The following is a 15,149-nucleotide window of genomic DNA, read 5'->3' as shown; positions in this document are numbered from 1 at the left end:
ATTTTTAGTGATTAATAAAAAATAAAAATATATTAGGAGGAACAAATGAAAGGAATATTTTCAGCTTTAATGGTACCATATAATGAGGATGGATCTATAAATGAAAAAGGATTAAGAGAGATAGTAAGACATAATATTGATAATATGAAAGTTGATGGATTATATGTAGGTGGAAGTACTGGAGAAAACTTCATGATCTCTACTGAAGAAAAGAAAAGAGTATTTGAAATAGCTATTGATGAAGCTAAAGATCAAGTACAGCTTATAGCACAAGTAGGAAGCATCAATGTATTTGAATCTGTAGAGTTAGGAAAATATGCAACTGAATTAGGATATAAATGTCTTTCAGCTGTAACTCCGTTTTACTATAAATTCAGCTTTGAAGAAATTAAAGAATACTATTTCACAATTGTAAGAGAAACTGGAAATAACATGATTATTTACTCAATTCCTTTCTTAACAGGAGTAAATATGTCAGTTGCTCAATTTGGAGAACTGTTTGCTAATGAAAAAATAATTGGAGTTAAATTTACAGCTGGAGACTTCTTCTTATTAGAAAGAATGAGAAAAGCTTATCCAAATAAATTAATCCTTGCAGGATTTGATGAAATGCTTCTTCCAGCAGCGGTTCTTGGAATTGATGGAGCTATTGGAAGTACTTATAACGTAAACGGATTGAGAGCAAAAGAAATTTTCAGATTAGCAAAAGAAGGAAAAATTGCTGAAGCTTTAGAAATTCAACATGTAACAAATGATCTTATTGAAGGAATCCTTTCAAATGGATTATATGGAACTATCAAAGAAATAATGAAACTTCAAGGTGTAGATGCTGGATATTGCAGAAGACCTATGGCAAAAGTTACTCCTGAGCAGGTAGCTGGAGCTAAAGTTCTTTTTGATAAATACCTTGCTAAGTAATCACTGTATTTAAAGAGAGGCGGCATTGTAATGAATAGATTAGAAAAAGTGAAAGGGAAGCTTATAGTTTCTTGTCAGGCTTTAGAAGATGAACCTCTTCACAGTTCTTTCATAATGGGAAGAATGGCTTATGCAGCTTTAACAGGAGGAGCTTCTGGAATCAGGGCAAACACTGTATCTGATATACAGGAAATTAAAAAAAATGTAGAACTTCCAATAATAGGAATAATAAAAAAGCAATATGGAGACAATCAAGTATATATAACACCTACAATGAATGAGATAGATGCTCTGGCAGTTGAAGGTGTGGACATCATAGCTCTGGATGGAACAAAAAGAGAGAGACCTGATGGAAATACTCTTGAAAATCTAATGAAGGAAGCTAAAAGAAAATATCCAAATCAATTATTTATGGCAGATATATCTTCTGTAGAAGAAGCTATAGAAGCTGAAAGAGTTGGATTTGATATAGTAGGAACTACTTTGGTAGGGTATACAGAATATACTAAAGGAAATGATCCTCTGGCAGAATTAGAAAAAGTAATAAAAGCAGTAAAAGTTCCTGTAATAGGTGAAGGAAATATAGATACTCCAATAAAAGCTAAAAAAGCTCTTGAAATAGGAGCTTATGCAGTGGTAGTAGGAGGAGCTATAACTAGACCTCAACAGATTACAAAGAAATTTGTGACAGAGATGGAAAAATAAAATTTAAAATATGAAAAAGAGTTGTTTATCAGCTCTTTTTTGCATTTAGTCGAATTTAATAATTTTAATTAAAAAAATAAGTTTTAAAGATAATGATAATATTACTTGAAATATTAAGGATACTAATGTAATATATAACAAGAAGACAAATATGCTCTTAAAAGCAAATAAAAAGCATGAAATAAAATGATACTTGGGTTATACTATGTATTAAAATGATATGCTTTACATAGAATAGTATTTAGGGGGAAAAAGAATGAAAAATAAAAATAATAAAAGTGGAGATAAGAAGTGGGGTATATCATTTCTGCCAATATTAAAATATAATATTATTCTATGTATTATGACAGTGCTTATAATTATTTTTGGCGTAGCTATTTTTACAATTCAAAATATGAAAAACTCGACTTATGAAATTTTATTAAAAACAGACAGAGATATAGAGTATAGAATTGATCAATCAATTAGATTTTTAAAATCTTTGGCATCACAAAAAAGGTACTATGATCCTAAAGTGCCAATAGAAGAAAAGATAGCAGAATTGGATATGCTAAATACATATTACGGCTATTTAATGATTCGTTATGTAGATTCTGATGTGAATGTTTATTCTCAAAGAGGGGCTTCAAGTTTGGCCAGTCGTGATTATATGCAGAGACTTTTTTCTACAAGAGAAGTTCAGGTTACTGATAGTTTTGCAGCTGGAGCTGATGGAAAAACTTTAAACTATACTATAGCAGTTCCTTTGATCCAAGATAATAAAATAGTGGGAGCTATTTTTTGTGCACTTTATTTTGATGAAATAGTCAATTTATTAAAAGAATCAGCTCACAGTGATAAGGTTGATATAACTCTTATTGGAAGAAAAAATCAAATAATGTCTTCCATTGGAAATGAAAATTATGGAGAATTATTTTTAGACAGCATTAGAAAAACAAAGTTATTAACAACAACAAGTGATAAGATTCAAAAGGGATTATTAGAAAAGGATACAAAGCATTATTGGGGAATTGAAGATGGAGACATCATCTATGGGGAATATACAGATGTTAAAAATACAAATTGGAATATTATAGTTAGAAGTTATTTCTGGGATACATATAAAGCAGTATTTGGAAGATTTGTCCCAATTATATTTTTATGTATTTTATTCTGTGGAATAACACTATGGTTTATAAAAAGATATATTGAAAGCCAGATGAAAGCAGTAGATACACTGGTTCATTCAGTTCAGGAACTGGAAAAGAAAATATATCAAGATGAAAACCCAGATAATCCAGATTTTCAAGAGATACTTAGACTTACTAGTACTGGACTTTCTGATGGACTTACAGGAGTAGTTACTCGTACAGTATTTATGAATCAGCTACAAGGACAGCTTAAAAAGATAGCTCCAGAAAAGATAACAGCTTTCTGTTTTATTGATTTAGATGATTTGAAAATTATTAATGATACATATGGGCATAAACTAGGAGATATAGCATTAAAGAATATTGGATATGTTTTACGTGAATATGAGAAGAAGTATGATGGAATAGTGGGAAGGTACGGAGGAGATGAGTTTGTTCTTCTACTTACTGATTTGGAAGATGATAAAGAGTTAGAGGAAGTATTGAGCGAAATGACTTTAAGACTGCATTTTGATATTAAAGATGGAACAAAAGCTATTTCTGTACGTTGCAGTGTTGGAGTTTCAATATGGAAGCAAAATATGAGTATTGATAAGCTTATCACTGATGCAGATGAGGCTCTTTATTTTGTGAAACAGAATGGGAAGGGCGATTTCAAAATATGCCAGAGGTGAAAAACTTTATGGAAATGAAAAGTAAATATAAGAAAATACTTGAAGTGGCATTTGTATTAATAACATCAGTAATTGTATGTATGTCAGGCTCACTTTTCTATAAAAAAGCTGTAGAAGTACGTAAACAAGATGCTGAAACTATCTTAAAATTTTATAATGAAAAAATAGTATTAGAAATAAAAGAACGTTTAAACTTTTCAAAAAGTCTGGCAGAAATGATTGCTATAAATCCAGAGAAAATAGACTGGCTTGAAGAGAAATTCGAGAGTGTGTCTGGACGAGATGAGATTTTATTTATGTATTTTATTAAAGAAAATACAATAAAACGTGTATTTCCAAAAGAATTTGACAAAAATCTAGGAAAAACTTTAAATGAAATGTCTTATGTTTATACTTTGACAAAACTTTTAGGAGAACCAGTAGTAGAAGGACCTATTTCTTTGCAAGGAATTGATAAAAAGGGATATCTTTTCTTAAATCCAATTATGTATAAAGGAAAATATTGGGAGGAAGTTGTAGTTGCTTTAGATGAAGATTTTGTATTGAAGCAAATGGACTTGGAATACTTAAAAAGCAAAGGTTATGAATTTGAACTTTGGCACATAAATTCACAAAATGGAAGAAAAAATATGGTAGCAGTATCAGATAGTCAAAGAGACTTTTCTCATGGAGCAAAGGCGTCTTTCTTTCTTCCAACACAATGGACTTTAAGTATAATACCAACTGCTGGGTGGATGTCTGTTAATACTTTTTTCAGAATAATAATAACTTGTATTTTAGTAGAAATACTTTTATTAGGAAGTTTTTATTATTGGTTAAAATACAAAAAACGAATAAAAAATTTGAGGATCTTAGCTTTATGGAACTTTCAACTGGCCTCTATAGCTATAAAGGATTTGTAAAAGAGTTAACTGGAAGACTGAAAAAAGAAGAGAAACTTTTGCATTATTTTATTTTGTAATAGAAGATTTTAACTCTATTTCACAATTAGCGGGAGAAGAGCAGAAAAATGAATTTTTTAGAAATATTTCTAAAATAATAGAAGAATACATTAAAAGTGAATATATTATAGGTCATATTGGTGAAAGTAACTTTGTGATAGCTGTTTTTGAGAATATGGAAGAACAAGCAATGGCTGATATAACCAAAGGGCTTTCATTGGAATTGATCTGGAAAGTAAGATTAAATGATAAAAAGGTATTTTTAAATACTTATTACAGATATTTAAAAGTAGAAAAAGAGGAAGAAAATCCACTAGAATGTATAAGAAAGATTGTTGAAGAATATTATTCAGAAAAAACAAAAAAATCGCCAATTACTCTTCTTACAAAGAAATTTAATGAATTACTAGAGGGAAAATCTAATGTAGTATTTGATGAAGCAGACAATCAAGAAATGTTGGAATTGTCTATGGTATTGAATAAATATCGTAAACAGATGGAGCGAATTGCATATTATGATCCAATCTTTAATATAGGGAATCGTTTGAAATGTCAAAGAGATTCTGATATACTGATTGCTTACAATAAAAAAAGGAAGTTCACAATATTCTGTATAGATATATGTTCATTCAGCAGATATAATGAATTATTTAATATAGAGACAGGAGATGAAATACTTAAAGAAACTTCTAAGAGACTGGTAAAATTATTTGGTGACTACACATATCGTATAAATGGGGATGTATTTCTTGGAATATCTTTCTCTAAAAAAACACATGATGAAATTGTGGGAAATATAAGAGAAAAACTTACTGAGCCAATTTATGTAAATGGCTTGAAGTTTATATTGAAAGTTAATATTGGAATATGTATATATCCAATTCATGGAAATACTTCTGAAAAACTTCTTGAAAAAGTTCAAATTTCATTGAGATACGCAAAAAATTATCAAATGGCTAAAGCAGTAATGTATGATGAGACAATAGATGATCTAATTTCTAAAGAAAAAAATATTTTACGACTTTTAGAAGAAAAACTGGTAAATGGGGAACTGGAAGTTTGGTATCAGCCTATTTGGAATATTAAAAAGAATACTTTTACTTCAGCAGAAGCTTTAATAAGATTAAAAGATGGTAATGGTGGATATTTTCCAGCTATTCAGGTAATTGAAATTGCTGAGAAAAATGGAGTAGTAGAAAAAATAGGAAACTATGTATTAGAACATGTATGTAAATTTATGAGAGATTTTGGAAGAGATTTTGGTTTGGATAGTATTGGAGTAAATACTTCTATACAGCAATTTTTAGTAGAAGACTGTGTTGATAATATATTGAAAATAATAAACAAAAATAAAATTTCTCCAAATAATATTTCATTGGAAATAACAGAAACTTTATTAATGAGTTCTTTAGATAAGATGAATTCTATTATATTGGAATTAAAAAAATCTGATATATCTATTGCACTTGATGATTTTGGAAAAGGATACAGTAGTTTAAATTATCTATCAAATCTTCCTGTAGATGTTATCAAAGTAGATAAGTCATTAGTAAAAAATATTGTAACTTCTCCAAAACAGCTTTTGATATTGAAGTCTATAATAGAAATGGCAGAGATAAATAATATGAAAGTAGTAGTAGAGGGAATAGAGGAAGAAGAGGAACAGAAAAAAGTTGCTTCCTTTGGTGTAGACTATATTCAGGGATTCTATTATGCTAAGCCTATGCCAGAAAAAGATTTAATAGAACTATTGGAAGCGAAAAATAAAATATAAGAAACAGAGGGTCAGTTTAAGATCCTCTTTTCAATATATGAAATATTTCTTAATTTCTTGACTTTAGACAGTATATAAGCTAAACTGTTATTGATATTAAAGAATATTTTTACTTAATAAAATGATTAAACTGCAAAGCAAAAAACAACTTTAGAATTTACTTGAAAATAAAGAGATATATTTAAAAAGATGAGATGTCTTTGGAGAGAAATATGGGAGAAGAAAGAAAAAGTGGAATAAGGGAACTAATAACATTATTAGCTGTAGGAGCGGTGATATTTATAGCAGCTCTTTCTTTTTCGTTTGTTAATAAAGTAAAAGATTCTATACTTTCTGATACTTTAGGGAATATATCTGAAATAACAATTCAAAGTGCAGATAAGTTTGCTTTATTCTTAGAAGCTGATAGAGTAAAAGTTGAAGCTGCTGACTGTATAATGGAAATAGAATTGAGAGATGGATTTTCAGAAGAAGATATATCAACAGTATTAAATAGACTTTATGAGAAATATAAAACGTCGTTTATGGTTATCTTAGATAATGGAGAAATGTATAAGTTTGATAAAAGAAGTAAAAAAACATGGAAAAAACAATTAGACTCAATAGACATGGGAGCATATACAAAAAGAGGAGTAGAAGGACCAAGATATAATACAATAACAGGAAGAAGAGAAGTAAATATTTATAAAAAAATAAATATTTATGGAGATAGAGAAGCTCTTCTTATGAAAAGCAGAGATGTAGAAACACTGTATGATGAATATGAGCTTTCTTTTTATGATGGGGTAGGGTATTCTTATGTTGTAAATGCTTATGGAGACCTTTTATTCAGACCTAAAAATATAAACAGCAGCAAAGATATAAATAATTTTTTTGATATTTTATGTAAGGAAAATACTCAAGAAGAGACAGATAAAGTTAGAAAAGATTTGTTGGAAGATAAAGCTGGAATAAAAATAATGGAATATAGAGGAATGGAAAGGGTTATAAGTTATGTTCCAGTAAAAAATGTAGAAGACTGGTATGTAGTTTCAGTAATTCCTCTTTCAGCAGTAGAAAAAGCTTCAAATAATATAGTAGCAAGAGCATTGTTTTTATGTCTTTTCATTATACTTGTAGTGGGAATAGGAACATGGCTTTATCTGTTTTCAAGAACAAAATATGAGAAAGAAATAGAAAAAATAGCATACAATGACTCTCTTACAGGACTTATGAATTTTGTTAAATTTAAAATAGAAGGAAACAGGCTTTTAAAAGATAGACCATTGAAAAAATTTGCTGTTTTTTATATGGATATCAGAAATTTTAAAATGATAAATGATGTATTCAGTTATAAAACTGGAGATAAGATAATACAAGGAATAGCAGAGGAACTTAGATACTCTTTCAATAAAGAGTCTTTGGTGGCAAGAGTAAGTGCAGATAATTTTGTAGTAATGCTTGAGTATCAAGATAAAGATGTACTTGAAGAGGAATTGAATGACATAATCAAAAAAATGAGCAGTAATAGTTATGTACGAGACATGGAATATCATTTAGATATCTATGGTGGGGTGTGTTGTAGAGAAGATTGTGAAAAAAATGATGTAAATACAATGTTGGATAGAGCTAATATGGCTCGTAAACATGCAAAAGACAGTAAAACTAAAAAACTTGTTTTCTATAATAAAATTATGGGTGAACTTTTAATTAGAGAGCAGGATATGGAGCTTAGAAAAGAGGAAGCTTTAAAAAATGGAGAATTTATTGTATTTATACAGCCGAAATATTCTTTAGAATCAGGAAAAGCTGAAGGAGGAGAAGCCCTGGTAAGATGGAAAACCAATGAGGGATATATTTCTCCTGGCGAATTTATACCATTATTTGAAAAGAATGATTTTATTGTAAGCATAGATAAATATATGCATGAAGAGGTATGTAAGCTCCAAAGAAAATGGCTGGATAGAGGATTAAAAGTATTTCCTATTTCAGTAAATGTTTCAAAGAGACAGCTGTATAATCCAAATTTTGCAGAAGAATATATTGAAACAAAGAATAAATATGATCTGCCAGATAATACAGTGGAATTAGAATTTACTGAAAGTATTTTCTTTGAAAAATATGAAGTGATATCTGGAATTGTAAAAAAATTAACAAAGTATGGATATATATGTTCAATAGATGACTTTGGCTCAGGATATTCTTCGTTAAATCTACTAAAAGATGTATCTCTAGGAGTTTTGAAAATTGATAGATTGTTTTTTGAAAATCTGGAGAATAATAAAAGAGGAGATATAATTATTAGAAATGTTATAAATATGGCAAGTGAATTGAAAATGAAGACTGTTGCAGAGGGCGTAGAAACTTTGGAACAATTGGAATTTTTAAAGAGTGTAAATTGCGATATGGTTCAGGGCTATATTTATGACAGACCTATGCCAGTGGAAGAATTTGAAATTAAATATTATAATATAAAAGGCTGATTTAATAATCAGCCTTTTACAATTTATTTAAACTTTAACAGCTTTCTTTTTCTTTTGGTTATACTTATAAACATAAGTGGTCAAAACAGGAACTAAGAATGCTGTGAGTATAGTTGAAGCAGCAACCTGAGCAGTAGCTATTTTAGCTGTTTCCAGAAGTCTTGGATCCATAGCTGCTATTGCCAAAGGAGTAGCTACAGCGTTACCTGATGTGCTGGAAATTGCAGCACCAGCTATTCCACTTCCTCCAGTGATTTTGTCAAAGAATATATTGAATATCCCTCCGATAACTACAGTCATAAGCCCTAAGATTAATCCCGGAAAACCAGCTTTTACAAGCATAGAAAGATTTATTCCACATCCAAGTCCAAAAGCAAAGAAAGGAATCATAACACCACCTGCTTTTACTAGGAATTCCTTCATATCTTCATCAAGATTTCCAAGCAAAGCTCCCAAAAGAATAGGAATGATTGCTCCAATTAAGATAGAGAAGGGAATTGCAGCAACTCCAGCACTTCCAAGAGCTATCATAGTAAGGAAAGGGCCATCATTTAATGAAACTATCGCGATAGCTCCAGTGTCAGTAGCATCTCCAAATTCACCAGTAAGAGCAGCATAAAGTCCACCATTACTATTTGTCATTGCAGATATTATAGCTAATGCTGAAAGACCAAATAATCCATTAGGTCCTAAAAATTTACTTACAAGAATACCAATTAAAGCTCCAATTATAAATTTAGAAATTGTAATAACAGATCCTTTTTTTATAACTTGCGGAGCTGCTTTAAGATTTATTTCAGCTCCCATACATACTAAGAAAACTGCCAATATAGGCATTGCACCTCTAGCTAAGTTGGTAGTAAAACTACCTATATCCAAAATCTGTGGGCAGAATGTATTCATTACAGCACCAATTATAAGAGGTACTACCATCATTCCACCAGGAATTCTTTCAATACTTTTTTTTATTTTCATATAACTCGCCCCTTATATTATTAGAATGTTGGTGCTATTTTATAAATACAGAATTCTCTATGTTTTAAAGCTTCAGCTTTAGTAATTTTTCCATTACATACTTCCACTATTTCTTCAAATAACTGTTCTCCCATTTCTTTTATAGTCTTGTGGCCAGAAACTATTTCAGATACATCAAAGTCTATATTGTCTTCCATATTTTTAAATGTATGATAGTTACCAGTAAGTTTAATTACAGGTGCTAAAGGATTTCCAGTAGGAGTTCCTCTACCTGTTGTAAATATAACTACCTGAGCTCCACCAGCTACCATTCCTGTTATAGATTCAATATCTTGTCCTGGAGTATCCATGATGAAAAGTCCTTTTTCAGATGGTATATCTGCATACTGAAGTACACCTTTGAATGGTGCAGTTCCAGACTTATGAATACATCCAAGAGATTTTTCTTCTATAGAAGTAAGTCCTCCTTCAATATTTCCTGGCGTAGGCTGTCCACCTCTGATATCTTCTCCTAATGCCATTGCTCTCTCTTCACATCCTCTTACTAAATCTAGGATTTCCTGAGAAACTTTTTCATTTATACCTCTTCTTGCTACTACATGTTCAGCTCCAATAAATTCTGTAGTTTCAGATAGAATACTAGTTCCTCCCATTCCTACAAGTATATCAGATGCAACTCCACAAGTAGGATTTGAAGCTAATCCTGATGTAGTGTCAGAACCTCCACATTCCATTCCTAGTATAAGTTCTGATATATCACATTCTACTTTTTTCTCTAATGAAAGTTCTTGAGCAAATTTTCTAGAAATAGAAACTCCTTTTGCATAGGCTTTAAGTGTTCCACCTTCTCCTTGGATAGTTATCATTTCTACTGGCTTTCCAGTTTTTTTGATTTCGTTGTATACCTCTAAAGGTTCTGTTCCTTCACATCCAAGTCCAACAACTAAAACAGCTCCTACATTTGGGTGAATTCCTGTATTAACAACTGTTTTTAATGTAAGTCTGGCATCTCCACCTAATTGACAACAGCCAAAAGTGTTATTGATATGAGTACTTCCTTCAACAGCATTTGAAATATCTTCTGCTAACTTGTTAGAACATACACTCGTTGCTAAAATAAGTACATAATTTCTTATTCCTACTTTTCCATCATTTCTTCTGTATCCCATGAATTTCATAATAATTTCCTCCTGATTTTTTAATTTCTATATTTAGAATATTTATTAGTGTTTTTTATCTCCTCTTCCTCTGTCACTTTCTACATTATGAACATGAACGTGCTCTCCCACAGAAATGTCCTTAGTTGCAGTTCCGATACTTTCACTGTACTTTATAACATGCTCCCCTTTTTTAATATCTTTGATAGCAAACTTGTGACCAAATTTAACATCTTCTTTCATAACTACCTCGATTATTTCATCTCCCAGAAACATTTTAGCAATATCTCCTTTTTTTAAATCGACAGTAGCAGTAGCTAAAGAGTCATTTTTTGTTACTATAACACCTTGTTTTTCCATTTTAATCCTCCTTGAATTTCGTTATCTGTCACAAATATATAAAGCAATTTTTATGCCATAATTTTGAAAAAAATAAAAAATAATTGGAACTATTGAATAAATTTAGTTCATAGTATTATAAAAATAAAAAAATAATGATATAATATTAATTATATTTATAAAACGATGTATTTTACTGCTGTAAATTTCAGCTTGGAGGAAAAATGAAAAGGATATGTTTGCTTGCACCATATAAAGATTTTTTGGAACATGAAGAAAGAGATAAATTTTTAATAAAAAAATATGCAAATTTGACAGAAGCTGTAAAAGTAGCTAAGGATTTTCAGAATAATGATGGAGAAATAGTTATAACCAGAGGTGGAACAGCCAAAATAATAAGAGAAAATACCTCACTTACAGTGATAGAAATAGAAATATCTAGTATAGAAATACTAAAGACTTTGAAAAAAATAGAAAAAACAGATGCACCTTTAGGAATAGTAGGATATAGAAATGCAGTGTCTAAATGCAGTTATCTTGCTAATATAGTTGGATTCAAGGAAACATATGAAGTAATATTTGATGAAGAACAGAATTATGATAAATATTTAAATACTCTTGAAGAACTTATATATGAAAAAAAGGTAAAAATTTTCATAGGAGATACAGTTCTTTTAAATACTTTAGAAAAAAAATCATATTATATAGATTTTTATCTTATAAAATCAGAATATAATTCTATTCAAAAGGCTTTTGAGGAAGCTAAAAAAATGCTGGAATTTAAAGAAAATGAAAAAATAAAAAATAGATATTTAACAGCTATTCTTAATAATACTGATTGTGGAATGATATATACAGATAGTGAGGGAAAAATAAGTCATTATAACTCTATGGGAAATAGATTATTTAGTAATAAAGTGTATATTGATGATAATATTTTTGATCTTGTACAAGAAGTGGATAGAAAATTTATATTAGAATTGAGAAATGAAGTAAAGAATATATTGATTGATACTAAAAAAGAGAAAGTTTCTATGGATATAACTCCTGTACAGCAGTCAGAAAATAAAAATAGTTTTTTATTCATATTTAGAAGATTTAAAAATATTGAAGAATCAGCAAACATTTTAAGAAAATCTTTAGTTAATGTAGAATTTTCAGCTAAACATACTTGGAAAGATTTGGTAACTTGTAATAAAAATTTTGAAGAGGTAAAAAAGATTGCTAAGCATTATGCTGAAACAGAAAATACTATATTGATAACAGGAGAAAGTGGAACGGGAAAAGAACTTTTTGCTCAAAGTATCCATAATGAAAGCAGAAGAAGAGGAGAATCTTTTGTGGCATTTAACTGTGCTAATATTTCAGAAAATCTCATAGAGAGTGAGCTTTTTGGATATGAAGAAGGAGCGTTTACAGGAGCAAGGAGAAGAGGGAAAAAAGGTTTATTTGAACTTGCAGATAAAGGAACTATATTTTTAGATGAAATATCAGAAATTCCATATCATCTTCAAAATAAATTTTTAAGAGTACTTCAAGAAAAATGTTTTAGAAGAGTCGGAGGGGAAGATACTATATATGTAGATGTGAGAGTTATAGCTGCAACTAATAAAGATCTTTCTTTATTGTGTGATAAAGGAGAGTTCAGAACAGATCTTTTTTATAGATTAAATGTATTAGAAGTAGAAACTATTCCATTGAGAAAAAGAAAAGAAGATATTGTTATCACAGGGAAGCACATATTGGAAAAAGAACTTCTTGGGTTGAACCTTTTTGAAGCAGAAAGATTTACAAATATATTGGAAAAATTATCTGAATATTCTTTTCCTGGAAATGTAAGGGAACTTGAAAATATAATAAAAAGAGTAGTAGTTTTAAAAATAAATTTAAAACTTTCAGATGATAAGATATTAAATCTTCTTCCATTAGGAAAACAGGAAAGAAAAAAAGATGAATTTTCAAATATGACACTTAGAGAGATTGAAAAAAAAATAGTAAAAGAAATACTTGAAGAAGAAGGAAATAATAAGACTAAAACGGCAATCAGATTGGGAATTGATAGAGGAACATTAAACAGAATATTAAATTAAAAATAAAGTATATTTTAAATTCTAGCTAAAAAACGCAAAAAAGGTCGTAAAAGCGGTGTAACTGTTCTAAAAAATTAGTTTTTATGTTGACTGAAAAGATATATAATGGTATCATAAAGTACAAAACTAAAAATTAAGGAGGAATAGATGAAGAAAATAGGAATACTTTTTGGAATTCTAATTTTGTGTACAACTATTTTTGGGGAAACAAAAAAATATGAAACTGATGTAGTAATAATAGGTGCTGGTGGAGCTGGAATGACAGCTGCTATTGAAGCTTTTGATGCTGGAGCTAATGTTATCTTACTTGAAAAAATGGCTTTTCCTGGTGGAAATACAGTAAGATCAAAGGGTGGATTAAATGCAGCAGAAACTTCTACTCAGAAAGAGATGAAGATAACAGACAGCGTTAAAGATTTTTATGAAGATACTATGAAAGGTGGAAAAAATATAAATGATCCTGAAGTAGTAAAATATTTTACTGAAAATTCTGCTGAAACTGTAGAATGGTTAAAAGGTATAGGAATGGACTTAAATGATGTTGGAGCAGGAGCAGGGGCGAAGAATCCTCGTATGCATAGACCAACTGGTGGAATAAGTATAGGTGGAGTTCTTGTTAAAACTTTAGCAGGAAATGTTGAAAAAAGAAATATAACAGTTCTTTATAGAACTGAAGCTCAAAGCCTTGTAATAAATGATGGAAAAGTTGAAGGAGTAAAAGCTAAAGATTTAGTTAGAAATGAAGATCTTGAAATTTCTTCTAAAGCTGTGGTAATAGCTACTGGTGGATTTGCTGCTAATGAGGAGTTATATACAAAATATCGTAAAGATTTAAAAGGATTTATAACAACTAATCACCCAGGAGCAGATGGAAGCGGAATAGTAATGGCTGAAAAAGCAGGGGCAGAATTAGTAGATATGGAATATATTCAAACTAATCCAACTGTTGAACAGTCTAAAGCTGAAGTTATTTCTGAATCTGTAAGAGGTAATGGAGCTATATTTGTAAATAAAAAAGGAGTACGTTTCATTAGTGAAATGGAAACTAGAGATAAACTTTCAGCAGTTATTCTTGAGCAACCTGAAGAATATGTATATATAATATTTGATCAAGGACTTAGAGAGAGAATGAAAGCTGTAGAGGAAATGGATCAGATAGGTATATTAATAACTGGAAAAGATCTTAAAGAGCTTGCAGCAAAAATTTCTGTAGAGCCTAAAGTGTTGGAAGATTCAGTGGCTAAGTGGAATGGTTATGTAAAAAATGGAAAAGATGAAGAGTTTGGAAGAACAACAGGAATGAAATTTGTTTTAGAAAAAGGACCATTCTATGCAATTCCAGTGGCACCAGGAGTTCACCATACTATGGGTGGAATCAAAATTAATTCAAAAACTGAAGTTTTAGGAAAAGATAATAAAGCGATAAAAGGTCTTTATGCAGCTGGAGAAGTAACTGGTGGAGTACATGGAGCTAACAGACTTGGTGGAAATGCTGTTGCTGATATAATTATCTTTGGTCGCCAAGCAGCAAAACAATCAGTTGAATATATTGGTAAAGACAAATTAATGGGTAATAAAAATGTTGAAAAATCTGAAACAGCAGTAAAAGTTAATCCAGAATTGAAAGCACAATATAAAGATGGAACTTATAAAGCTACATCCAAGGGACATAATGGAGATATCACTGTTGAAGTTGTTGTAAAAGATGGATTTATAGACAGTATAAAAGCAGTGGAATCAAAAGAAACAGAAATGATTTTTAAAGGTGTAGAAAATGAAATGATCCCTGCTATGATATACAATCAGACATCTGATGTAGATATGGTTACAGGAGCTACTGTATCAAGCAGAGCTGTAAGATCAGCAGTTAAAAAAGCTTTAAAAAATTAATGATTTGAGGAGCCATATATAATTATGGCTTCTTTTTAAATTGCATATTGAAGATTTTTAGGGTATAATTTTTTTAGTCAGATATAAGGAGGGA

Annotated in this window: 11 protein-coding genes; 8 read left to right on the top strand and 3 right to left on the bottom strand. The window is 30.0% G+C overall.

The window, feature by feature from the left end; genetic code table 11:
• Window positions 1–45: 45 nt before the first annotated feature.
• The 6 genes from nanA (at window position 46) to C4N20_RS05200 (ending at window position 8,604) form a co-directional block, all read left to right on the top strand.
• The gene (gene nanA, locus C4N20_RS05225) at window positions 46–918 is read left to right on the top strand and encodes an N-acetylneuraminate lyase (protein WP_005979644.1); all 873 of its coding nucleotides are present in this window, start codon (window positions 46–48) and stop codon (window positions 916–918) included.
• 30 nt (window positions 919–948) lie between these two features.
• On the top strand, window positions 949–1,623 hold the full coding sequence (locus C4N20_RS05220; protein WP_005979642.1) for an N-acetylmannosamine-6-phosphate 2-epimerase: 675 nt from the start codon (window positions 949–951) through the stop codon (window positions 1,621–1,623).
• A gap of 256 nt (window positions 1,624–1,879) precedes the next feature.
• Complete coding sequence (locus tag C4N20_RS05215; protein WP_005979640.1) at window positions 1,880–3,427, top strand: sensor domain-containing diguanylate cyclase; 1,548 nt, start codon at window positions 1,880–1,882, stop codon at window positions 3,425–3,427.
• An 8-nt stretch (window positions 3,428–3,435) separates the two neighbouring features.
• A complete protein-coding gene (locus tag C4N20_RS05210; protein ID WP_040490826.1) occupies window positions 3,436–4,329 on the top strand; it encodes a hypothetical protein in 894 nt (297 codons plus the stop codon).
• Window positions 4,322–6,142 carry a bifunctional diguanylate cyclase/phosphodiesterase gene (locus tag C4N20_RS05205; RefSeq protein ID WP_261797873.1) on the top strand — a complete coding sequence of 607 codons (1,821 nt, stop codon included), beginning with the start codon at window positions 4,322–4,324 and terminating at the stop codon, window positions 6,140–6,142. Before C4N20_RS05210 ends, C4N20_RS05205 begins: the two co-directional genes overlap by 8 nt.
• Before the next feature lie 212 nt (window positions 6,143–6,354).
• On the top strand, window positions 6,355–8,604 hold the full coding sequence (locus C4N20_RS05200; protein ID WP_005979638.1) for a bifunctional diguanylate cyclase/phosphodiesterase: 2,250 nt from the start codon (window positions 6,355–6,357) through the stop codon (window positions 8,602–8,604).
• Between the two features lie 27 nt (window positions 8,605–8,631).
• Here C4N20_RS05200 and C4N20_RS05195 read toward each other — a convergent pair whose 3' ends face one another.
• Genes C4N20_RS05195 through C4N20_RS05185 form a run of 3 tightly spaced genes read right to left on the bottom strand, consistent with a single transcriptional unit; the run spans window position 8,632 to window position 11,096 of the window.
• Window positions 8,632–9,579, bottom strand: coding sequence for a 2-keto-3-deoxygluconate permease (locus tag C4N20_RS05195; RefSeq protein ID WP_005979636.1), 948 nt, complete (start codon window positions 9,577–9,579; stop codon window positions 8,632–8,634).
• Between the two features lie 20 nt (window positions 9,580–9,599).
• The gene (locus tag C4N20_RS05190) at window positions 9,600–10,757 is read right to left on the bottom strand and encodes a UxaA family hydrolase (protein ID WP_005979634.1); all 1,158 of its coding nucleotides are present in this window, start codon (window positions 10,755–10,757) and stop codon (window positions 9,600–9,602) included.
• 45 nt (window positions 10,758–10,802) lie between these two features.
• Window positions 10,803–11,096 (bottom strand): UxaA family hydrolase, encoded by a 294-nt coding sequence (locus C4N20_RS05185; RefSeq protein WP_005979632.1) that lies wholly within the window; start codon window positions 11,094–11,096, stop codon window positions 10,803–10,805.
• 203 nt (window positions 11,097–11,299) lie between these two features.
• On the opposite strand from C4N20_RS05185, the gene C4N20_RS05180 reads away from it, so the two are divergent.
• Both C4N20_RS05180 and C4N20_RS05175 read left to right on the top strand, forming a co-directional pair.
• Window positions 11,300–13,165: a sigma 54-interacting transcriptional regulator gene (locus C4N20_RS05180; RefSeq protein WP_005979630.1), complete on the top strand. Its 1,866-nt coding sequence runs from the start codon at window positions 11,300–11,302 to the stop codon at window positions 13,163–13,165.
• A gap of 147 nt (window positions 13,166–13,312) precedes the next feature.
• A complete protein-coding gene (locus C4N20_RS05175) occupies window positions 13,313–15,055 on the top strand; it encodes a flavocytochrome c (protein ID WP_005979628.1) in 1,743 nt (580 codons plus the stop codon).
• Window positions 15,056–15,149 lie beyond the last annotated feature (94 nt).

The sequence above is a fragment of the Fusobacterium ulcerans genome (assembly GCF_003019675.1).
Lineage (GTDB): Bacteria > Fusobacteriota > Fusobacteriia > Fusobacteriales > Fusobacteriaceae > Fusobacterium_A > Fusobacterium_A ulcerans.
Note: the sequence above shows the minus strand (reverse complement) of the source record. Positions and strands in the feature narration are given on the sequence as shown.

Coding starts and splice junctions, on each gene's coding strand:
- nanA (WP_005979644.1), top strand. CDS start 46: ATGAAAGGAATATTTTCAGCTTTAATGGTACCATATAATGAGGATGGA.
- C4N20_RS05220 (WP_005979642.1), top strand. CDS start 949: ATGAATAGATTAGAAAAAGTGAAAGGGAAGCTTATAGTTTCTTGTCAG.
- C4N20_RS05215 (WP_005979640.1), top strand. CDS start 1,880: ATGAAAAATAAAAATAATAAAAGTGGAGATAAGAAGTGGGGTATATCA.
- C4N20_RS05210 (WP_040490826.1), top strand. CDS start 3,436: ATGGAAATGAAAAGTAAATATAAGAAAATACTTGAAGTGGCATTTGTA.
- C4N20_RS05200 (WP_005979638.1), top strand. CDS start 6,355: ATGGGAGAAGAAAGAAAAAGTGGAATAAGGGAACTAATAACATTATTA.
- C4N20_RS05195 (WP_005979636.1), bottom strand. CDS start 9,579: ATGAAAATAAAAAAAAGTATTGAAAGAATTCCTGGTGGAATGATGGTA.
- C4N20_RS05190 (WP_005979634.1), bottom strand. CDS start 10,757: ATGAAATTCATGGGATACAGAAGAAATGATGGAAAAGTAGGAATAAGA.
- C4N20_RS05185 (WP_005979632.1), bottom strand. CDS start 11,096: ATGGAAAAACAAGGTGTTATAGTAACAAAAAATGACTCTTTAGCTACT.
- C4N20_RS05180 (WP_005979630.1), top strand. CDS start 11,300: ATGAAAAGGATATGTTTGCTTGCACCATATAAAGATTTTTTGGAACAT.
- C4N20_RS05175 (WP_005979628.1), top strand. CDS start 13,313: ATGAAGAAAATAGGAATACTTTTTGGAATTCTAATTTTGTGTACAACT.